We start from the raw sequence: 24,209 nt of genomic DNA on the forward strand, positions 1-24,209 counted from the left end.
TCAACGGCTTGGCTGTGGGGGGTCGAAGCGGATCCACTCGCCATCCCCTTCGGTGCGAAAGCGGGTGATCCCGTCGGGGCCTGGCTCCAGGCGTGACGGCCCAGCGGCCACCCACACCGGATTACGCGTCCGGTAGGAAAGCTGGTGGGCCAGGTCCTGCCTGCCGGCCTCGGTCCCCTCCCCGACCAGGACGAATACCTCCGGGACCGCTCCGGCTCCGGCTCCCTCGAGTATGTCCGCGATGCGGTTCGCCGCCTGGTCGGGGGCGTACGTCTCCGGGAACCCGTCAGGGCCGGGGAGCCGCAAGTCGTCGCCTTCGGCCTCGAAGAGGAGGAAGCGCACCCTGTCGGCCGCCCAGGGCGCCGGAGCGGGCTGGGCAACGCCGTCCACGTCGCGGAGCAGGTGCCGGGTTCCCACCTGGGGGCCCATCTGCTCCTGGATGCCTGTGCGCAGGTCGGTCAGGGCCTCGGCGATGGGCAGGTTCAGCTCGGCCGGCCCGGTGGCTGTCCCCGGTGCCTGGTCCGTGTCCGGTTCGGTGTCGCTGTCCTGGCCCGGGCCCGGGCCCGGCAGCCAGCCGCCCGGCATCCGCCCCTGCAGGCCGCGCGCCGGAGGCTGCGAGCCCACGAGGGGCTCGGTGATGGCCGTCGGGTCGAGCGCGAGGAGCCGCTCGGCCCGTTCCTCGGGAGCGAAGAAGGTGAGCGCGTCCTGCACGACCGTGACCTGGACGCCGACCCCTGTTCCGTCCGACCGTTCCAGGCCGATGTTCCAGCGGGCCCGCCCCACGGAGAGCTGGACGAACTTCCGCTGGTCCGAGCCGTCCAGTCCCTCGCCCCAGGTGCCCATCGACTTGTCACCGCTTTCCAGCATGCTGGAGAGGCCGCCTCCGCTCTGTCCGGTCCCCCGGGTCCGTCCGGCCTCGGCGGTGACACCGGGCCGCAGGACGTCCGGGCCCTCCGTGGCGAAGCCGGAGCGCAGCGATCCCGATCCCCTCAGACTGAGGGCGGCGTCGACGGCGCCGCCGCCCGAGCGGTGCGAGCGCCGGAAGTCCTTGACGATGGTGCCGGTGATGGTCCCCCCGCCCTCGCCGTGCGTCGACGTAGGGCTCAGGTTCTCGTGGTCGAGGGACAGGACGAGGGTGAGCCCCTGGTTGGTGAACATGCCCGGGACGATGAATTGGACGCGCAGTGTGCCGCCGCTCAGCAGGTGGACGGCGCGCTGGTGCAGCCAGGCCATGCTGAACACGGCGGCGAGGCGGCTGGCGACGTGGGCGCGGGCGCCGTGCCAGCTGGTGCTGCCCAGTGCCGGGGACACGTTCTCCGCCAGCAGGTTCTCGGCCTGGGCCAGCAGCTCGCGCAGTCCGCCGATGGTGCCGATGAACGACTCGGTCAGGTCCTCGGGTGCGGGCCGCAGGCCGGTGCGCGGCGGGGCCTTGTGGGCCGGGGTCGACTGCGCCGCCGGGCGGCCCGGGCCCGTGGGAGGTTCGGGCTGCATCAGCTGCTGCGGGTGCGCCAGGGTCAGCTCCCCCGGCAGGTTCGTGTCGACGAGTTGGTGGCGGGTGTGCTTGCCGACGAGGCTGAGCACCGGTCCGATCACACCGGTCGAGGCGGTGGCCCCCCAGTAGTGGTCCAGATGGATGGTGATCCGGACGTCGTACGAAACGAGGGCGGGGCCGGCGTCCACGTGCAGCATGCCGGAACTACGGGTCTGCCCGAGCGAGGAGCCGAGCGAGCGGCCCTGCCCGTAGGTGGCGCTGAAGCCGACACCGCCACCCCCGTCCACGACGGGCCGGGACGGGTCGTGCGTGGTGTGCCCGTAGTTCCAGCCGACATTGCCGGAGTGCGACCAGGAATGCGAGGCCGAGTGGGAGACGCCGTCCCGGCGGACGTTCTTGCCCTCGATGACGTGGAGGGCGTCCGCGTCGCCCGTGTGGACGGGGTTGGTGAGGTCGATCCTGGCCGTGACCACGGCGAGCGCCGTGGAGACGGCCCCCCGGTACGGCACCACGATCCGGAATTCACCGGAGGCCATGGGCTCGATGGCGGCCTTGGTGCCCTGCCGTGCGCCCAGCGCGGCGTGCAGGCGCGTCAGCACGAGCTCGGCGTGATCGGCATCCAGCTGGCGGAAGAGCGTGTTCCGGGCCTGCTCGACCACCGGCCTGAGGTCGGGGATGTCGTACAGCACCGCGTGGCCCAGGCCGTCGGCCGGGTGGGTGGTGGGGAACAGGCCGCCGCCACGAGTGATCGAGGGCACCGGGGACAGCCGCGAGGGCCCCGGAACGCCCGTCTCGGCCGCACGCTTACGGCCCAGCTCGCGCATCCGCTCCGCGCGCCCGGTGGGCATGACGAGCAGGGCGGGCGCCTCGATGACCGCAGGGTCGGAGGTGCGCTCCCCGTAAGTGCGCGCGGTGGCCGGATCGGTTCCCAGGGGTACGGGGCTTCGGGAGGACAGCTTGGCGACGAACCGGTACTCCATCCGGGCGTAGATGTGCTCCTGGGGGCCGGTGACGATGTCCACGCGGTCGCTCTGCCCCTCGGCGCTGACCGACAGGGTGCGCGGCGCTCCCGTCCCGTAGCGGTAACCGGCCGTCGGGGTGTGGGAGTTGTCGGTGGCAGCCGCCCGTTCCTCGGCCGTGCCGCCGTAACCCTCGGGGCGGTGGTCCTGGGTGAAGGAGGCGTTCCCACCGATGGACCCGCTCATGGTGACCAGGTCGCGGGTGGCGCTGTCGCTCACCGAGGCCGTCGTCAGGGTGTGGTCGTACTGGTACGACGTCTGACTGACCCCCCTGGTCTTCATCTCCTTGACGATCGCCTGGAGTTGGAGTTCGAGCCTGATCCGCATACCGAAGGAGTCCCGGCCGACCGTGCGGGTCCAGAAGGGGTAACTGCCGCCGATGAAGTCCTCCACGCGGGAGCCCATGGCGTTCAGCGCCGTGTGCAGACCGACCCGCTCCGAGGGCTCCAGGTCCACATCCAGTTCGGTGAGGAGTCCGTCCACGGCGGTGTGCATCCGGCTGGTGTCCGCCAGGAACAGGGTGTGCAGCGGCGGGCGTTCGTTCTCACCGGGCACGTAGACGAGCGGCTCCTGCTGGACCGGGTCGAGCACGCGGTGGGCCATCCGGGTGTCGGGGTCGAGGTGCGAGCGCATGGCGACCGAGTCGTGCCACTGTCCGTCCGGCCCCTGCTCCTGAAGGAGATCGTCGGCGACCATCAGACGCAGCTCCAGGGCGACCGGCGCGGTGGTGTCGCCCTGTCCGGCCCGGCCCTCCTCCAAGGCGGCTGGCGTCGTTTCCGGCGCCACCGTGTCGGTGGCGGCCCCCAGGGGCGTCATCTCGATGGCGTCGCCACCGTCCGTGACAGCAGCGGGCTGCTCCGCGGGGGCGGGCTGCTCCGCGGGGGCCAGGGCCGTCGCGGGCCGCCCGGACTTGGTCACCTTGACGTGGACGTGGACCGCGCCCTCGAAGCCGGCCATGAACCGGGATCCGCCGCCCGAGGCGCCGCCCACGGAGAATCCACCACCGGTGGTCGTCACCCAGCTGGTGCCCACCCGGGGCGCGATACGGCCCCCCACGCCGCGGAACGCGAACTGGTCCGGGGGCGTGTTGTAGTTCAGCGGCACGTCGAAGCCGCCCTCAAAGGAGTAGGCGGTGGACCGGTCGCCCTGGAGCTCGTAGAAACCGCCGTAATACGTCTCGCTGTTGCCGTCCCACCTCCCCTTGTTGGTGAAGTCGTCCGGGTCGAGGGTGCCGGAGAGGTTCAGGACCACCTCCTCCGGTCCGGTCAGGCCTGGCCTGCTCAGAATGACGGAGATCCCGCCGTTGAGGATGTCGTGCAGCCGCGCCGCGAGCGGCTCGGGACGCACCAGATTGGCGATGGTCATGAGGTTGGTGTGCTCGTGGGCCTTCACCCCACGCGGTGACCGGGCCAGGGCGGCCAGCAGGTTCGTCAGCGCATTCCCCTCACGCGGCTCCGGCGGCAGCATGTCCGGCGCCACCGCGCGCACCGCGCTCATCACCCGCTCCAGCAGGCGACCGGCATCGCCGTGGTTCACGTCGTCGACCCGGCTGAGCTGCGGCAGCCAGCTGCCCAGCACCGGGGCGAAGCGCAGCCGCCGGCCCGGCGAGGTACGGGCGTGCAGTTCGACGTTCCCGGCGTGCGGCCCGTCCACCGTGGCGCGGGGAGCGAGCTGTTCCTCGATCAGCCCCAGCCGCACGGCGTCCTGCAGCAAGATGCGCACCCGTGCGGTGCCCTCCACCGTCTTCGGCACGCCACGGCCCCGGACCGTGGTGAGGGTGCGTCCGGTGAGCACCACGGTGGGCTCTTCCAGCTTGATCTTGTGCAGGGTCACGGAGCCCGCCTGCTGCCCGGGGTCCGACACCCCCACCGAACGGCTGCCCCCGAGCGCCGGGACGGAGACGGTGGACGCCAGCTGCCCCTTGGCCGCGTCCCACAACGCCGCCGCGGACAGCGACAGGCTGTCGCTCCCGCTGTTGCGGTGGGCCACGTTGTCGACGTTCACATCCTCCGTGTCGATGTGGATCATCCAGTCGACCCGGGGCTTGCCGTCCTCACCGGTGACCAGCTCCGCGTCCTGGAAGACGGTGCTCAGCTCGACTGACTCGGTCGCCCCACCACCCGTGTTGAAGGGAACCGACAAGTAGCCGCCCGACATGGCCCGGTGGAGGGCACCGGCGATCGACTGGACGCTGGTGAAGGCGTCGATCGCGGCCTTCTCCGGCGTCCCCAACCGCGACATCGAATCCGGCAGCACGGAGTACACGGCCCGGCGCAACTCCTCGGTGTGATCGAAAGACTCGACCACCGACGTACGCGGCACACTCAACAGTTTGGCCTGTTGGACCGGGCCCACCTGCGTGGCAGCCGGGTCCGCACCGCCTGCTCCCTCCGGCCGGTCGAACGGCGACCACTCCTGGTAGGCCGTGCTGTCCGGGGCGGTGCGCCCCCGGTGCTGCCCCAGAGTCTCCAGGGCGTTCTTGAGCAGGCCGGTGCCGGTGTCCGAGGGGGCGGGCGTGGCCGGGGTGTCGAGCGCGGGAGCTTGCGACGGACCCGCCTCGTGGGTGACCGGCACAGGCGCACGCCACCACGCCGAGGTCGCGTGAGTGACCTCCTGGTCCGCGGGCTTGCGCCGGCTCCGCAGCAGCGACCGGTCGTGCCGCCCCACCAGCGCCCCTACCAGGACGTCCTGCTTCTGCCCCGGCGCCGCGGATCCACCGACGCCCTGGACGGTGACGTCATACAACACGTCGTAGAGGAAGTCGACGGCCCGGAAAGTGCCCTTCGTGTAGCGGGCGGTGGTCGCACTGGAGGAAACCGTGCTCGTCGAGGCCGCGCTGTACCCGGCCAGCACCGAGCTGAACACCGCCGCGGCCGAACTGAGGTGCGGGATCGAGGAGAGCGTGTGATTGAGCATCATCGCTGCGGGCAACCCGACGCCGTGGGCCGTGGTCCGGCTGCTGCTGACCGACTCGCCCGACTCGAAGACCTGGCGGGTGCGCGGCTCCCGCTTCTCGGACACCGTGGGCGCAAGGAGATTTTCGGTGCCGGGCAGGCGCCGGCCGTGCGGATCGGTGATCTGCCGCCAGTCGCCCACCCGGACGCGCACGGCGGCCTCGAAGTACTCGCCGTCCACGTGCAGGCCGAGCACGAGGCGGTCGCCGATCGCCTGCGGCAGCTCACTGATGAAACTCTCCACCGAGAACCGCTCGTCCAGCGCCCGCCCCACCCCGTCGCGGGCCGCCTCGGGGACCGCTGCCAGGATCGCGTTACGGATGCCCGTGTGCAGGTCCTGGTTGGGCAGCTCGAAGGTACCGGCCCCAGCGGACTGCCTCAGACTCGAGGCGGTGAACGCCTCCGGCGGCGCGAAGAGAAGATCCGCGTCCCGGGCGTCCTGGGCCCGCACCCACTCCGTCGGGGTCTTCTCGGAGACAGGAACGGGCACCGCCACGGGCAGGGGCGCGGGGGCCTGTTCCTGGTCCGCCGGGGTCTGCTCCGGCCGGGTCACCGGGCTCAGCTCGCCCGCCAGGTCGTCGGGTTCGCCGCTCATGAGCGCGCCGATCCCGGGGCTCTGCGGGAGCGCCACGTCCTCGGGATCCCGCTGGTCCGGGGAGCGAGGGCCGGAGCCCGAGGCGACCGGGGTGGCGATGCCGTCCTCCGCCGGGGCGCCGTCCGGCTGCGAGCCGCCCTTGCGGGGGCTCTGGCCCACGGGCAGATCGCGGAGCACCTCGTGCAGGGCCGTGAGGAGGGCGGTTCCCCGGACGGGCGGCTCGCCCTTGTAGCGGCGCTGGGCGCTGTGGTGCTCCAGGAGGGCCTCCGTCTCGTCCAGGGTGTCGTGCAGGGCCGCGGCGGTCAGCACCACCGCCTCTCGCTGCGCGAAGCGGTCCTGCGCCGTCACGGCCAGGGGCAGGGCGAGGCGGCGCGAGGCGCCGCCTAGCTGCCCCCGCCAGGCGTCGGGAAACTCGCGGCGCAGCCGGGCGAGGGCCTCCACGGCCAACTGGCTCAGCTCGCCCGTTCCCTTGAACTCCTCGAACTCTTCGGTCTCTTCGGGCACTTCGCGCTTTTCGGAGGTGCCGGACTCTTCGGTGTCGTCGGCCGTGTCCGTGGACCGGCGCTTGCCGAGGGACTTCTCGGAAGGCTGCCGCGACAGGCCGTCCTCGTCGGCCCCGTCGGTCAGGGCCTCGGCGGTGGGCAGGTTCAGCTCGGCCGGCCCGGTGGCCGGCGCGGAGGGTGTCCCCGGCGCCTGCTCCGTCGCCGTCGCCGTCGCCGTCGCCGTCGAGGAGACGTTGGCGAGGTTGAGGAGGTGATGTTTGAGTTCGGTGGGCACCCAGACGCTGACTCGGCGTGGCAGGTCGTTCTCGAAGAGTTCGCGGCTCTTGGGCCGGTAGGTGTGCGGGTTGAGCCAGTTGCCGACGTTCCACCAGGTGGTGGGGTTGTGTGGGGTGAGTGCGGCTTTCCAGTTGACGTCGAGGTGGAGGAGGGTGAGGTCGCGGCCGGTGGTCTTCAGGCCGGTGGCTTCGGTGTTCTGGGCGCTGAAGGGGGCTTCTTCGGTTTCCCAGGCGAGGTGGTCCAAGCCCAGCATGGGGCCGACGTTGTCGTGTCCGCCGAAGGGCACGAGCTGTCCCGCGAGCTGGAGCCAGGTTCCCGCGTAGAAGCCCTCGAGGACCTCGGTGTTGAAGCCAGCTTTGGAGGAGTTGGCGAGGGAGTTCTTCAGCATCGCCTCGTTGACGGTGCGGTTGCCCTCGTGGACTTCGGTGACGTCCATCATCAGCTCGAGGTCGGCCTTGAGGGTGGAGAAGCGGCCGGGCACCTCGATCTCGACGGCGACGCCGTCGGTGACCAGCTGTTTGAAGTGGGCGCCGAGGAAGGGCTTGTTGACGACCGCGCCGGCCTGCCGGAGCAGGTTCATTCTCGGGTTGAACCAGCTTGAGCCGGGGGGTGGGTTGGAGACGTAGTTCTGCCACAGGGCGGAGACGTAGGAGGAGAAGTCTCCCGTTCCGTGAATCCTGGCGGGGTAGAGCGCGGCGGGTGGCAGGACGAGTCGGGAGATCTTCTCGCGCAGGTCCGGCAGGCCGGAGAAGCCGAGCGGCTGGACGGCCTTGAGCAGCCCGGGCCTCGTCTCCTCGGCGCGGGCGAAGTCCAGGCCCTCGCGTACGGAGGACAGAGGCGCGTTCGCATCGAGCGGCCTGGTGGTGATCTGGGGGAGCTTGGGGTCCCAACTGGGCGCGACGAGCTCGTCGCCGTCGGGGGTCTCGGTCGGCGCGGTGTTCTCGGCGGTCGGGGTGTCGGGGTTCTGTGTCGGGTCGGTCGTGGGTTGTGCGAGGCCGGCTTCGAGGTCGGGCGCGTCCTGGGCGGTTTCGGTCGGGTCGGCGGCGACGGGCGGCGCCGAGGCGGTGTCGACAGCGGTCCGCGGTTCGGGAGCCGTGACCGGTTCGGGAGCGCCTTTGAGTCGGAGCATGTTCAGGTCGTGGCGGGTGATGAGCGTGCCGGTCCGGTCGGGGTTGACGTCGTAGGCGCGCACCCCCTGAAGGGCTCCGAGGGTGGCGGCGTCGATCATCGCGCTCGGTGCGCTCTCCTCGGTGATCTTCGCTGACCAGGTGACCGTGCGGGTGAACTCGCCGGTCTTGAAGTCGGCCAGGTCCAGCGTGGTGCCGATGCTGGTCTCTTGCCCCTCGGTGAGCGCGGCTTTGCGGGCGGTCTGGCCGTAGTGGGTGAGGTTGAAGTTGTTCCACCAGCTGTTGACGGTCTTGGCGTACGGCATGTAGCCGTACCAGAACCGCACGAAGTCCACGCCGTGGCGGGCGGCTCGCTTGCTGTTCTCTCCCTGCCAGGTCTCGGCGCCGTGCCGCAGGCCGTGTCGGTTGTGGGGCACCAGGCCCTGGAACTTCGGGTCGGACAGCTCAGCCTTCAGCTCGACGTGGAACGTGCGGTTGACGGGGAGGAAGGTCGGCACGTCGATGCCGGCGCGTTCGACGACGATATGCGCCCGGTGGGTGACCGGGACGGTGATGGTGTGGCCGTCGGGCAGCAGCTCCATGGCGGCCGCGGTGTTCAACGGGCCGAGGACCTTCCCGACCTCGTCCAGCACCACCTCGGCGGTGTGCTCGTCGTACTCCGCCTTGATCCTCTCGTGGATGGCGTCGGTGAGCACACCGATGTCCGGGGCCCGGTAGATCGACTCGGCCTGGAGCGAGCCGACCTGCTCCGCGGGCAGCTCGTAGGCAACGGAGGTGTCACGGTGCACCTGCAGGTGCTCGGGCATCAGCCCGAGCTCGGTGGCCTGCAGCGCGGTCATCACCGCCCGGCCGTGGCTCACGACCTCGCCGGTGGCCTTCTGCTCCCCGTAGGTCTGCAGCCGGTTGGTGTGCCAGAGCTTGACCGTGGCCGTGAAGCGGACCGTCGCCCGCCCGACCGCCATCGGGGAGACCTCCGTGTTGCCGCGGCCGATGTTGCCGCCCCGGCCCGTGACCTGCCCGGTGGTGTTCTCCTTCCGGTAGGTGAACTGCGGCTGCCACATCAGCTCCCACGGCTGGTACGGCTCCGGCGCATGGGACTCCTCACCGCCGTGGCCCTGCTCCGACTCCTCAACGCCATGGCTCTGCTCCGGCTCCCCGCCGCTCACGGTGTGCGCGTCGGGTTCCTGGTGGGGCATGACCGGCTCGCCGAGCGAGAACGGCAGGCGCAGGCGCAGTCCGGAGAGGAAGCCGGTGGTGGTCTCCTTGGCGACCTCGGCAGCGGTGATCGCGCCCACGTCGTTGTAGGTGCCGAAGCTCTTCGGCACGGCGACGGTCCTGACCTGCTCCACCACGGCCTGGAGCTCGACGGAGCCGTGCACCTTGTGGCCGGTGGTCGCCCATTCGAGGGTCAGCTGGTGTGCGAGCTCGCCCTTCCAGATCTTCGTCGGGCGCTGCCGGAGAGTGGGCATCGCCACCACAGCGGCCGCCACGGCCTGCTCGATGCTGGTACGGGTGTGCGGCGAGATGTGGAGATGGAAGTCCTTGCCCAGCTCCTGGAACGTGGAGACGATCTCGGCGGTCACGCCGTCACCAGTCGCCTCGACGAAGATCTCCAGCGGAAACTCCTGCGCGCCTTCTTCCAGGCTCTGCCCCGTGCCCTCCCCGGCGTTGTCGGCCGGAGACCAGACCAGTTCCTCCGCCCCCAAGTCGTCGGCAGCGTAGGGAACCCACACCTCCTCACCTGTGAGCGGGTCTATCACCTTCTTGGAGGTGATGTCGGCGGGGACGATGACCTTGTAGGAGGCCTGGACCGGGCTGGCGGCATGCACTTCCGGGAGCGCGGGCGGCAGCGGCTTGTACTGACCCTCGGTGCCCGGCCACGTGCCGGGCATGTCCTGCGCCCGGTCCTGCACATCCTGCGTGTTCTGCGTGCCCTGCGGATCCTGCGTGTTCTGCAGCTGCGGGTCCGTCGACCGGTCGACGACGACCTCTGTCAGGGGCAGGTCCCCAACCTGCGTCCCGTCCTCCACCTGGGCGTCGTTCCCCTCCTGCGCCGAGGTGGTGTCTCCGGTCGCAGGTTCGTCGGCCGGTGGGCGTACGCCTTCGACGGTGAGGAGCAGGACGGTCTTGCCGGTGAATTCGGCGAGTCCGTCCAGGGCGAATCCCTGGAGACCGTAGGTGGCCTGGCCGGCGGTGATGCCCTTGGTGTTGACGTATCGCCCGTGGAGCATCGGCCTGGTGTCGAACCCCTGCAGGGGGCCGCTGGCGGCCTTGCTGATGCGGTACGTGGCCTGGGGTCCGGCCCACAGGCCCAGGATGGTCGCGACGCTGAGCAGGTTGTCCTGCTCTTCGGTGTGGTTGACGTCCAGCTCGGAGTCGGGCAACCAAGCGGACATCTCGGGGACGTCGGCGCCGATGGTCCCGTCGTCAAGCACCTCGCCCCGCACGGCTCGGACGCGGACCATGACGTCCTCGCCGAACCGCCCGAAGGCGCTCTGCTTCGACAACGGGAAGGAGTAGCCGCCGGAGGAGAACATCTCGTGCTGGTGGGTGCGCAGCGTCTCCGGGTGCAGCCCCTTCTTGAGCTGCTGTTCATTACTCCCGGCGAACTTGTTGTCCACCAGGTAGCCCAGGGCTCCCTCGGTCCAGCCCTCCCGCGCCGTCTCCTGGTTCGGCAGGATCCCCGGGAACTGGTCCCGCAGGAGGGTGGTGGCCTGTTCCAGCAGGCCGTCCGCGCCATCCAGTTCGGAGAAGCGGTGCAGCGCGCCGAACTCCAGGCCGACGCCCTCGTCCAGCCGCAGCTCCGGATCCCCTTCCCCGCCCTGTGTCTCGGGCTCGGGGAGCTCCGCCCACTCCGCGGCGTCCTTGCGCAGCGTGCGCAGCCACAGCGGGCCCAGGTGCGCGTCGACCGGGGCGGCTTGCGGTCGGTCGCTGCGGCTGAGCTGGGCCTCGACCGCGAATTCGGTGACGGCGGTCGGCTCGCCGGTGTAGCGGATGCCGTGCATCGCGGTGGTGGTCATCCCCATACCGCTGTGGGCCGCCTCGGCGTCCAGGCTGGCCCAGAACCACAGCCACGGCGTGAGCGAGTCGCTGGCCAGCACTTGGAAGTCGAGGGCGAACAGCGTCAGGCTGGGCGGGATGTCCATGGAGTCCTCGTGCGCCAACGCCCACTCCACCAGACGCGTCACCCGGTCGTCGACGTCCATCCACGTGGCCGTGTCGCTCTCGATCATCACCTGCGGCCGCTTGGGCTTCAGTTTGATGTTGATCGAGACCGGCGTGCGCCCGTCGTGGTCGCCGAAGGTGAGGTCGTACCCCTGCTTGCGGGCGGCCAGGTGCACGATGTTCTTCAAACCGACGTAGCCGATCTGCGCCTCAAGGCGGCGGCGGGCCGCCGAGCCGGGCAGCGCCAGGTCACCCGCCAGCGCCAGGATCTCCGTCTTGAGCCTGCGCGCCCCGGGGAACGCCTCGACCGTCGAATTCGACGGCAGCCCCACTATGGGATGCGTCAGTGTCACGGGGTCCGGCGCGTACTCTGCCCGCACCCGTACCGGCGCGTCCTGATCCATCACGTGTCGTGATTTCTGTCCGGCCGCGGCCGCGTCGTTGAGGGGACGCGCGCTCTCCACCGAGGAGAAGATGTTGATCGCGTCGGCCACCGTCGGCGGGCGCTCATTGCGCCACACTCGAGGCTCCGGGTCACCGCCGCGCAGCCGCGAGAACCAGATCTTCTGCTGCGGCTCCTCCACCCGCACGTGCACCGCCGCGTCATAGGCGAACAGCAGCGACTGGTAGGAGGAGTTCTTGACGGTCTTCTCCTCCGTGGCGGTCACCTTGATGTTGTTGGTCTCGACGTGCTCACCGGTGACGATCGTCAGGAAGCCGGAGTAGTCCTCGATCGCGTCCATCTGGAACGGCTCGCGGCCCGCCATCTCCTCCACCGCCCAGGCGACGTTGAGGTTGGCGTCCGCGAAGTAGCCGTGCCCGTAATTGCGACCCATCGCCCCGCGCCGCTGACCGGTCTCCCTCAACCGGATCTCGATGGCGTCCGACAGCTGCCGCCACGTCTTCAACCCCAGGTCGACGTGGACCTTGTGGCCCTGCACGGTGAAGCTGTAACTGTCGTTGATCAGCGATGTGGCGTTGCGCGTGAGCGCCTCACGCGTGGTGTGCTGATCGATCAGCTTCTTGTTGGCGTCGCTCTGCACATGCTTCGGGAGCGTCCCCCAGATCTCGGATCGGATCTGCTCGATCGTCTCCGCCCTGATCCACTGCGGCACCTCCGTGCCCAGCACGGCATCGTCGCCCGTCATGTGCTTCGGAGGCGCGTACGTCGCCTCCGGCGCCCAATCCTGGCGCACGCCCGCGTCATCCCACGCCGTGAGCCCCTGGCGGGCGGCGACCTGCTCGCCCACCTCGTCCAGCAGCCCCTCCAGCGCCTCCTTGGCCTCCCTCAGATTCTCGACCGACCGGTCGAACAACGCCCGCTGCCCGGCGTCCAGGGAGAGCGACACCGCATCCTGGCCCAACGGGTCGGCGGAGGTGATGTAACCGCTGCCCGTGGCAGCGGCGACCTGGGCCGCCGCCTGCGCATACGCCGCCGCCGCCTTGTTCATCGCCGTGTTCAGCGCCTCGCGGGCCTGCACCCGGTACCACCTCGGGGCATCGCCGTCGCCGCCGTCCGTCCCCGCATGCGCCCTGGACGGCAGCGACGTCAGGCCCGGCAACGTCTCGACGACACGGGCCACCAGATCGTCGTACCACTGCGGCCGGTCCAGCAACTCGCTGGGCAACGCCGTCTGCCCGGCCATCTGCGACGGATGCGCCTTACGCGCGTCCCGCCACGCCTCCACCGTGGAAAACAGCTGCCCCAGCCGCGACTCGACGGCATCCAGATCCGCCTGCGTGCTCGCCTGCTCCAGCGCCTCGACCTGCTCGGCGATCGCCTCATGCAAGTGGCTCCGGTCCGTGGCGGAGTCGGTGGGGACAAGCTCCGTCACGGTGCCGCTCAGTGGACCGAAGGCCGCGCCGAGCCGCTCGGCCCGCTCCGTGTGCGCCGCGTCCACCTGGTCGGCCGCGGCTACGAGCACCTCGGCTTCAGGATCCGGACCGATGCCACGACCCGCGACACGGTCCTGCATCGGCATCCGCTCGTTGGTGCCGGGCGGGGCGGGGCTCAGCCGGTCCTTCAGCCGCGCGGCCACCTGTTCGGCGACGTACGTTCCGTAGGCGTGGACGGCGTGGAGCACCCATGGCCGGGCCCAGTGCCGCTGGGCAGTAGCCGAGGGGCCGTCCGGGAAGTGCCTTTCGAGGATGAGGCCGGCCTCCGCCGACGTCTCGGTGAAGACGTCCGGCTCCGTGTCCTGCAACCGGTGCTGCTCGTCGAGCACGCTTTCGGCGGAAAGCTGGTCGGCGATGGAGATCGCGGTGCGGTGCGCGGGCTGGTAGTGCGGATTGGGGAGGAACGTGACCGGCGTCGTGTACCTGCCCGTCACGCCGTCCAGCTCCGCACCGTTCACGATCTCCGCGCCGACGATGAACTGCGGCGCGATGCTGTCCGGGTGGAGCACGGTGTTCGCGTGGTCCGCCGACGCCGTCTCGGGGAAGGTCGCCGCGACGTCGAAACCGCCGGGGACGTCGATGAGCAGTCGCACGCCCACGCCCTGCGGCACTTCGCGGATACTGTCGGAGCGGGTGGTGGCGATGTAGCCCGTGGAGTCGGGGTCGAGCAGATACGTCTCCAGGTCCGGCAGGGATCCCTCGTTCAGCGCCGGAAGCCCGTTGACGAAGACGTGGTTCAGGACGTTCGTGTCGTCGCTCTCGAGGTCGAAGAAGAGCAGGCTGTCGTCCTGGCGGTACTGGGGGACGACGGTGCCATCCGTGTTGGCCCGGATCGTCGTGAAGTCGATCTCCGTCAGGGAGGCGTAGCCGAACGAGAGGTCGTACTCGGGGTCCGCGGACCGCTCTCCGGGCAGGGGGATGAAACCCGCTGCCGGCGGTACCGCGTTCTCATCGAGGTGCACGTTTCGGCTCCGCAGCAACTCGGCCGACCCGGCGTCGAGCGGAGCCGGCCCCTGCGGCGGAGTGAACACCGGGGCGGAGTCCCGGGACTGGCCGGCGGGCGGCGCAAGCGGCGGTCGCGGAGCCACCCACCCGTCACCCTCGGGCAGGAACACCTGCCAGGGGCGCCAGTCCTTGCCGCCGGTCCGTACCACATCGCCCGGGGGGTCCACTGCGATCACCGGCTGCATCTCGGCGTCGGGATTGCCCTGGTGTATCTGGCCCCAAGGCCCGAAGACGGGAGCGTTCAGCTCGGGGACGAGGCGCTCCGCCATGCTCGGCGTCCATCCCGTCACCTCTCCCGCGTTGTGAGCCCCCTTCGGTGCCACCTCGGCCACATCGCCCATGCCCGCGTTGTCCCAGAGCAGCAGAACGGGCTGACCCTCGACGTACAGACGCCCCTCGATGTCCGGGGTCTCGCGGATCCACCGCGCCAACTGGCTCTCATCGATGTCTTCGCCGTAGTTGTCCGTCTCGGGGTCATAGACCCGCACATGCGGACCGAAGCCCTTGGCGTGAACGATGAACGGCCTGCCACCCGGAGTCCGCTCCTCGACGAGACCCTCAAGAATGTCGTCCGGAACGAACGGGAAACGCATCCGGGAATTCCCGGGCCCGTCCAGCGAGATCGCCCCCGAGAACAGCGGCGATCCCACGCCTACCCGCTTCCACCCCGGCGCAGCCGCCGAGAACTGGATGAAGGGCTCATCGGGAACATCCGGAGCATCCGTGATGACGGCGATGTGGCCCGCCCTCCCAATGCCCACAGGATACTCAGCGGCGTAGGTCTTCGTGCTCTGGAGAGCGTCGGCGACGGCCTGCGCCGCAAGGGTCGCCGCGAAGGTCTGCTTGCCTGCCCGGCAACCGATGATGACGATGTTGGGCTCGATTCGACGCGCCCTCCAGGAGTCCACGAAATCCGTGAACTCCGGCATCCGCTGCAGCAGGTTGGTGATCGTCTCCGGCGGTACCCGAACCTGTCCGTGTTCGTGCGTCTCGGGCGAGAAGCTCTCCGGATTCGCGTGGAGGTCGAGATAGGCGGTAGGGCCCCGCCACTGCTGCCGCTTCCGGCCGAGGATGGTGTTCATACCCGTCTCCGGGTCGTCCTCCGAGGACAGCTGGCGGATCACGGGATCCAGCGAGTCGGGGTTGTGCAGCGCCCATTGGACGGAATCGTATTTGGGGCCGTCGCCGACGAACTCAAACACTTTGGCATGCCGCACAGCGGTGGGCAGCACCCGCACCTTGAATGTCTCGGTCGTCAGCGATCCGGGATGCTCCGCATCCCACCCTGCCGCGCGATCAAAGGCGGCGTGCGAAGTGTTACCGGGATCCTGCAGATCGTTCGCGATCTGCATCAGCTTCTGGTGCCGCTCGGCCTCACTGAGGTTGAGCGTCGACCATCCCGCGTAATGCTCCTCGATGATCTCGTACGCGGTCCCCAACTGGGCCTTGAGCAGCGCCGGATCCGACAGAGACGTCCGCAGGACCTCCTCGTGCCGCAGTTGGTCGGCCAGCTTCGCCGCCGCCCCGAGGCCATGCGACCAGTGCTCGTGGGCCACCAGTTCCACCGCGGCGTCCTGGCGCTCTGAACTCACCTGTTCCCACAACGGATCCTGGGAGAGCGCCTCACGGACCCTCGCCCTCAGCTCGGCGAGCTGGTCAGGCGTGAGGTAGAGATCCTCCAGACCCTCGCCCTCAAGACTCCGCGGCGGAGTCTCCTGCGCCAGCCTCTGCGCCAACGCCGTCAGCGCGCCCGTCCCCTCCGCAGCGGCCTGCTCCAGCTCCGCCTTCGCCTTCACCGCCCCCGGCTGAAGATCCCGTCCGTGCTCGCCGATCGTCTTCAATGCGAAGCCGACGACGCCGTCCTTGGTCGGCGGCTCCAACCTCGTGAAACCAACGGCGTCACCCTCCGAAGACAGCCCCGAGCCCAGTGCGATGAAATCGGCGTTGCCCTCCGCTACGCGCTCGTCATCAAACGCATGGACGTCTTCATCACCGGGCCCGGATGACCGTACGAGTACCTCGTCCTCGGGTCCGGTGAGGCTCAGCCGGTCCTTCAGCCGTTCGGCCACCTGCTCGGCGACGTCCGCGCCGTAGGCGTGGAGGGCGTAGAGCACCCATGGCCGCGCCCAGTCCCGTTGAGCGGTCGCTGAGGGCCCGTCCGGGAAGTGCCTTTCGAGGATGAGCCCGGCCTCCGCCCACTGCTCGGTGAAGACGTCTGGCTCGGTGTCCTGCAACCGAAGCTGTTCGTCGATCACGATGCTGGGCTGATCAGCGGTGATGATCGCCGGGCGATGCGTGGGCCGGTAGTGCGGATTGGGTACGAACGTGACCGGCGTCGTGTACCTGCCCGTCGAACTGTTCAGCTCCGCACCGCGCACGATCTCCGCGCCGACGATGAACCGCGGCGCGATGCCGCCCGGGTGGAGCACGGTGTTCTCGTGACCCGCCGCCGCCATCCCGGGGAGGGTCGCCTTGACGTCGAAGCCGCCGGGGACGTCGATGAGCAGTCGCACGCCCACCCCCTGCGGCACGGAGCGGATGCTGTCGGAGCGGGTGGTGGCGATATAGCCCGTGGCGTTGCTGTCGAGCAGATACGTCTGGAGGTCTGGCAGGGGTCCCTCGTGCGGCGCCGGGAGCCCGTGGGCGAAGGCACTGTTCAGGATGTTCGGGTCGTCGGTGTCGAGGTCGGAGAAGAGCAGGCTGTCGTCATAGCGGTACTGGGGCGCGACGGTGCCGTTGGCGTTGGCCTGGATCGTCGTGAAGTCGATCTGCGCTGCGGAGGCGTGGCCGAACCAGGGGTGGTACTGGGGGTGTGCGGAGCGATGTCCGGGCAGGGGGATGAAGCCCGTTACGGGCGGCGCCGCGTTCTCGTCGAGGCGCACGTTTCGGCTCTGCAGCAACACGGCCGACCTGGGGTCGAGCGGAGGTGGTCCCTGCGGCGCAGTGAACGCCGCGGAGGAGCCGTGAGACTGGCTGGTGGGCGGCGCGAGCGGCGGTGACGGAGCGAGGAATTCCGGGAGCAGGCCCGTCGTCTGCGCCGTCGTCGATCCCGTGCTCGACGCCGACGGCGGTACGGGCAGCGGCTGCGGACCTACCGCCCCGTCACCCTCCGGAAGGAAGACCTTCCAAGGTTCCCAGTCCATGCTGTCGGTCCGTACCACGTCGCCCGGGGTGTCCACAGCGATCACCGGCTGCATCGTCTCGGAGTCGTGATCGCCTTGGTGCACCCGGCCCCAGGGACCGAAGACGGGAACGTTCAGCTCCGGGGCGAGGCGCTCCGCCATGCTCGGCGTCCATTCCAGCACCTCTCCCGCGTTGTCAGCCCCCGCCGGCGCCACCTCCGCCACATCGCCCATGCCCGCGTTGTCCCAGAGCAGCAGAACGGGCTGACCCTCGACATACAGCTGCCCGTTGACGTCCGGGGTTTCGCGGATCCATCGCGCCAACTGCTTCTCATCGATGTCTTCGCTGTAGTTGTCCGTGCCAGGGTTATAGATCTGCACATGCGGACCGAAGCCCTTGGCGTGAACGATGAACGGCCTCTCACCCGGCTCGGTCCAATCCTCGATGGATTCCTTGAGTATGTCGTCCGGAACGAACGGGAAACGCATCCGGGAATTCCCGGGCCCGTCCAGCGAGATCGCCCCCGAGAACAGAGGCGACCCCACGAATACCTGCTTCCGTCCCGGCGAAGCGGTCGAGAACTGGGTGAAGGGCACAGAGGGCACATCCGCGTCATCCGTGAGGACGGAGATCTGGCCCCACTCTGCAAGGCCCACTTTGTAAGCCGAAGCGTAGGTCTTCGTGCTGTTCAGAGCGTCGGCGACGGCTTGTGCCGCAAGGGTCGCCGCGAAAGTCTGCTGGCCTGCCTCGCAACCGATGATGACGATGTTGGGCTCGATTCCCCGCACTCTCCAGGAGTCCACGAAATGCGTGAACTCCGGCATCCGCTCCAGCAGGTTGGCGATCGTCTCAGGCGGTACCCGAACCTGTCCGTGTTCGTACGTCTCAGGTGAGAAGTGCTCCGGAGACGCGTGCAGGTCAAGATAGGCAGTGGGGCCCCGCCACTGCTGCACCTTGCTGCCAAGGAATTGATTCCCACCCGTCGGGAGTGGAAGTGATTGGTGGAGAATCGCGGCGTTCGGTGCGTCGGGGTTGTGCCTCGCCCATACGGCAGGAACGTATGCGGTGTCGTTGGTGTCGAGGAACGTGAACACTTTGGCGTGCGGGACAGCAGTGGGCAGCACCCGCACCTGGAATGTCTCGGTCGTCAGCGATCCGGGGTGCTCCGCATCCCACTCTCGCGCGCGGTCGACTGCCCGAGAGTTCCCGGACTCATACAGATCGTTCGCGATCTGCATCAGCTTCTGGTGCCGCTCGGCCTCACCGAGGTTGAGCGTCGGCCATCCCGCGTAGTGCTCCTCGATGACCTCGTACGCGGCCTCCAACTCAGCCTTGAGCAGCGCCGGATCCGACAGGGACGTCCGCAGGACCTCCTCGTGGCGCAGCTGGTCGGCCAGCTTCGCCGCCGCCGCCAGGCTATGCGACCAGTGCTCGTAGGACACCAGCTCCACCGCGGCGTCCTGGCGCCCCGCACCCACCTGGGCCCACATCGGATCCTCGGAGAGCGCCTCCCGGACCTTCGCCCTCAGCTCGGCGAGCCGGTCAGGGGTGAGGTAGAGGTTCGCCAGACCCTCGTCCTCGAGGCTCCGCGGCGGAGTCTCCTGCGCCAGCCTCTGCGCCAACGCCTCCAGTGCATCCGGCCCCTCCGCCGCAGCCCGCTCCAGCTCCGCCTTCGCCGCCGCCGCCCCCGGCTGAAGATCCAGCCCATGCTCGTCGATCGCCTTCAAAGCGAAACCGACGACGCCGTCCTTCGTCGGCGGCCCCAGCCTCGTGAACCCAACGGCGTCACCGTCCGAAGACCCCTCCGAGCTCGGGTTGACGAATTCCCCGAGGGACTCGGGGCCGCCTCGGTGGATGTGGGGGGTGAGGTCGTCGGTGGTCGCCCGCAGGTGGTCGTCGCTGAGGGGGAAAGGCTGTTCGTCCTGGCTCCGCACGGACTCCTGGGGCGCGGACAAGGTCTGCGCCGGGGGCAGAAGACCGGCGGGGGCAGGAGCGGTACCGGCGTCCGCCTGCGGCGCGACGGGCGTCGGCCGGGTGCCGTCGGCGAGCTCGCGCAGCAGCACGTTCACCGGGTTATCGCCGCCGGCCGTAGAGGTGTCCTGGGCCAGCAGGAAGACCGCGTACTCGTGCATGGCCGCCGTGGTGAGCGGCCGGCCGGCGAACTGCGGGTGCGCCGTGCGCTGGGCCTCCAGGGTCGCGTACACGGTCAGCATCGCCGTGTGGAAGGCCTCTTGGTCCTCGATGTCGACCCCGTGGACGTGCCGCAGCAAGCGCACCAGGCGGAGCGCGGTCTCCGCGTCGGGGATCCGATGCGTGCCCATCAGCTGGTGCAGGCGGGCCTGGTCGGGTTCCGGTCGCCGCTCGATCCACCGCGGGTCGGGGACATCGCTCTGGAGGTCCAGGAACGGACCGCGGGGGTCTCCGCCGCGCGATCGCTCCCGGGGGGTGAGTCCCACCGAGGCGTTCGAGGCGTATACCCGGCGACCGAGGTCGTTGGCGAGCGCCCCGCCTAGCGTCAGATGGGTGAGCGGATCCTCACCGGGGAGCAGAAGCTCGGCCTTGCAAAAGAGAAGTACGACCGGATCGGCCGGCGGCCGTGCGGACAGACTCGGCCGACGGCGAAGCACCCGCCCGAAGCTGACGCGGTCGAGCAGGACTCGACCGGCGTCGGCGTGCACTACCGCTACCACCTGGTTGCCGCCGTGGGCACTGAAGAAGTACGGCTGCTCGCCACGCTGCACCCAGGGCAGCGGGACGTCGGAGTGCACGACCGAGGTACCCGCGGCGTCCCGGACGAGGTAGGTGTGCAGGGAGTTCAGCGATTGGTAGGTGCGCTCGAACCCTGCCCAGTGGGCCGAGGGGAGCGAGACGCGGCCGATCGCGTATCCGTCGCCGTCCACGATGGGTTCGCTGATCACGCTGTCGGACGGGTCGGGCGTGGCGGGGAACAAGTACCGGTCGCCGACATCGGACCTGACCCAGAGCCCGGCCGGCCGGGCCGTGCGGTCGCCACCGTGCGCGCCGAAGTGCAGACGGGCGACGTCCACGCCGTCTACGCTCGCCCGGATCACCTCACGCTGGACGAGCGTACTCGTGTACGACCAGGTGGGCCTGCCCACTTCGTTCGCGACCGCGCGCGGGGCCACCAACGGGCCGCTTCCCGTGCCGGATCCGGCCAGCACCACATGCACCCCGCCGGGCTGGTCCGCCAACAGCGGATCGCGGGCCAGCAGGTCGGCCAGCTCCTCGTCGTGAAGGTGGTAGTCGGCGCCCGCGTGGTGCAGCAGGGGTCCGAACTGGTCCCGTCGCAGCAGCACCGGGTAGGCGCTGCCGCCCGCGCGGACCCACGGCGCGGGCACCAGCACGTCGAGCCTGATCCGGTAGGGGTCGGGGATCCGGACCTCGTCTGTGACCAGCTCGCCCAGGTCCGCCTCGGGGTCGCGGACGTCCCAGTTCCGGCCGGGTCGGCCGTGGGCGTCGTGGAAGACGGAGTCCTCCCCGAGCAGCGGCTCCAGGTGATGCATCGGCAGATCGCGCATGGAGGTCAACTCGTCTGCCCGGCCCGCATCCAGGATCTCGACGACCAGGTCGAGCAATGCGGTGCGGTGGGAGGCGTCCACCTCGGTGCCGGGCCGCAGGTGCAGTACGGCGCCGGCCACCATGTCCAGGTCCATCGGAGGCTGGTACACCTGGTTCCACAGGCCCTCCAGGACGGCCATGGCGTCGGCCTCGCCCGTGGGGGCCGACTCCTCGGGCGTGGAGAAGACGTCATTGGGCGGAGCCGGGAGGGCCGAGGTCACGGCGGTCTGATCGGACGACAGGGTCGGGACGGGCGGCTGCGGTGCGGAGAGGACGAGATCCTGAGGGGCGGGGAGGGCCGAGGGGCCGGCGAGGCGCATTGGGGCGGGGGCGGGAACTGGGACGGGCTCCGGCCGGGTGCCGGCGCCGATCTCCCGTACCGTCCGGACCAGTTCGTGCGACACCTGGCCGAGCACCGCTTCGTCGGACAGCATGTACTGCGCGAAGTCGTGCACGGCCCGGATGGTCAGGTCACCCGCGAAGCCCGCCGCGCCCGCGCGTAGCTGCTCCAGGGCCACCGACGCGTTCATCAGGTACGCGTACTCCGGCTCGGCGAGGTCCTCGACCTCCGCCCCGTAGACGTGCCGCAGCAAGCGCACCAGTCGCAGCGCGGTCTCCTCGTCGGGGATCCCGTGCGTGCCCATCAGCTGGTGCAGGCGGGCCTGATCGGGCTCCGGCCGCCGCTCGATCCAGCGCGGTTCGCGATCCGTGCTCGAGAGGGTCATGAACGGGGGCACGGGCTCGCCATCGGGCGCGTACTGCCCACGACGGAAGCCCACCGCGGTGTTGGCTCCGTAGACGCGGCGGCCGAGATCGTTGGCGAGCTGCCCGCCGAGCGTCAGATGGGTCAGCGGATCCTCGCCGGGCAGCAGCACCTCGGCATTGCACGCCACCAGCACGACGGGGTCCTGCTGCGGCCGGGCGGACAGGCTAGGCCGCCGGCGCAGGACGCCCGGGAGGCCGGTGCGGGGGAACGAGTGCAGCACGCCACCGAGGCCGAGCATCACTGCCATCTGGTCGGCCGCGTGCACGCTGAAGAAGTACGGGCGCTCGCCGTGTACCGCCCACGGCAGCAGCTCGCTGCGGACCGCGGGGCCGTCCGGCTCCGCGACAACGAAGAACTCGGTGAGCGAGGCCAGTCGCTCGTAGGAGCGTTCGTGTTGAGCCCACTGGTCCACAACGACGGACGCCCGTCCGACCGCCAACCCGTCGGCCGTCACGATGGGTTGGGTCACCCATGGGTCGTTCTGGCCCCGTACCGCGGGGAACAGGTAGCTGTCCCCGACATCGGACCTGACCCACTGTCCGGCCGGTTCGGCATCGCGGTCGCCCAGGTGCGGAGCGAAGTGCAGGAAGGGCACCTCGACGCCGGTCGCGAGCGTGAGCGGTACCGCACGCCGGTCGACCATGCTGGTGTACGACCAGGTGGGCCTGCCCACCACGTTCGCGACCGCGCGCGGGATGGCCAACTCGCCCGCGCCCACGAACGATCCGGCCAGCACCACATGGACCCCGTGCGGCAGCCCGGAGAGGACCTCGTCGCGGGCCAGCAGGTGGGCCAGCTCCTCGTCGTAAAGGTGGTAGTCGGTGCCCGCGTGGTGCAGCAGCGGACCGAAGCCGTCCCGCCGCAGCAGCACCGGGTAAGCGGTACCGCCCACCCTGCTCCAGGGCGCAGGCGCGAGGACGTCCTGCGGATTGGCGTGATCGGGGTGGCCGACGAGGACGGTGTCGGTGGCCAGTTCGCCATCGCCGACCGGCCTGCCGCTGATGCCCCAGTTCCGGCCCGCCCGGCCGTTCGCGTCGCGGAAGGCGGTGTCGTCCCCGAGCAGTGGTTCCAGCTGGTACAAGGCCAGTTGGCGCACGGAGGCCAATGCCTCGTTGCGGCCCGAGCGGAGCACATCGGTGACAAGGTCGAGGAGGGCCATGTGTTGGGCGGCCTCAACCGGGCCGGGCCCCAGGTGCAGGACGTCGGCGGTCATCCGGTCCCGGTCCAGCGGGGCGCCGGCCGCCTCGGACTCCCGCCGCCACAGGTCGTCCAGGGCGTCGCGGGCGACCTGGGCCTCGGAGAGGTCCGGGGAGAGTTGCTCCTCGGGCCCGGGCCTCAGAGCGTCCGAGGACCCGGCGAGCCCCTCGGCGAAGCCCGGCGGCGGCGCTTGCGGGGACGGGTGGGGGGCGGAGGGGGTGTCCTCGGCTGGTGGGTGGTGGTCAGGGGTGCGTGTTTCATCGCGCGATGCGTTCGACAGTGAGCTGGGGACGCCGCGACCGGCGATGAAAGCGGCGAGTTCGGGTGTGGGGCGAGGGCCCAGGGCAGCCAGGGCTGTGGCGACGCTGTGGGCTGTGGCGGCCGGGAGGTCCTGCCGGGCCAGCAGTACGTTGATCTCCGCGAACGTGACGGGGTTGATGGCGGCCGCCGGGCCGGGCTCGGCTTCGGCAGCGTGGCGGGCGTCTGTGACCGCAGTACGGAACTCCTCGTCGGTGACCGGCCCGGGCCGGTCCGTGGCCCGCACATGCCAGTCCAGGCGGCGCAGGGCCGTCACGGCGTCGGCGGCAGCGCGAGTGCGGACGGTGAGGTCGGTGGTGTCGAAGACCACGGCGGCCAGGGCCCGGACCAGCTCGTCAGGCCTCAGGGAAGGCAGGTTGATGCCGGTCAGGTATGCCTCGACACCGGCACGGACCACCTCCGGAGTGGCCAGGTCGGCCAGGACCTGTGGGCTGATCCGTGGACCGGAGAAACCGGTGAAGCCGGGCTGGAAGACGTGGGCCGGCCAGGATTGCCGTGAAACCACCTGCAGGACCGGTTCGGCCAGGTCGGCGCCGCGCTCGCCCACGACGTACGGGAGGACGTGCCGCAGGACATGGACGAGGACCGGGACCGCGGGACGTACGTTCTGCGGGGTGCTGCCGAGCAGGTTCGCCGTGTCGGGCGTCAACCGCAGCACCCGCGCCACGGTTTCCGCTTCCGCCGGCGTCAGTGGCGCCTCGCCGAGCAACCGCAAGGCCTGGTCCTGCGTCACCTTCGCCCACCGCGCCCCGTCAGCGCTTTGCTGATGGATCAGATAGGTGGGCTGCCCCGCCCCGCCGGTGTTGAAGTATTCCGTCACCTGACCGGTGTCGCCGAGACGGACGACATGCAGCACCCGGCCCTCGGCCTCCGCGATACGCGTCAGCACCTGCTGCTCCGTGGCCACCCCCGTATCCGTCGTACGGTGACCGGAAGCAGCTATATCCTCTGGCAACGGAACGTCCTGGCCCGCCTCAGACGGTGCCCACGTCGACTGCGTCTCCTCGGGGGACCGGCCCGTCACAGGGCCAGGATCAGCTGCGGCGACATCGGCGTCGGCCCCGCTTGAGCCCTCTTCCTGGTCGGCCACCGGCCCCGGCATCCCGGCCCTCAACGCCGGTTCGTCAGCGACTGCGACTTGAATTACCTTGTCGCGGAAGCCTTCCTCTGCCAGTTTCCCCGCCACGCGGTAAT

1 protein-coding gene (cut by a window edge) is annotated in these 24,209 nt (G+C 70.1%); it reads right to left on the reverse strand.

Annotation, left to right across the window (positions count from 1 at the left end; all coding sequences use genetic code 11):
- Window positions 1-24,209, reverse strand: partial view of a scabin-related ADP-ribosyltransferase gene (locus ACWD5D_RS25460; RefSeq protein WP_451375051.1) — the 3' portion only. It continues 45,340 nt past the right edge of the window; only the last 24,209 of its 69,549 coding nucleotides appear in the window; its start codon lies beyond the right edge, outside the window; it ends in the stop codon at window positions 1-3.

The sequence above is a fragment of the Streptomyces sp. NPDC002520 genome (assembly GCF_053595235.1).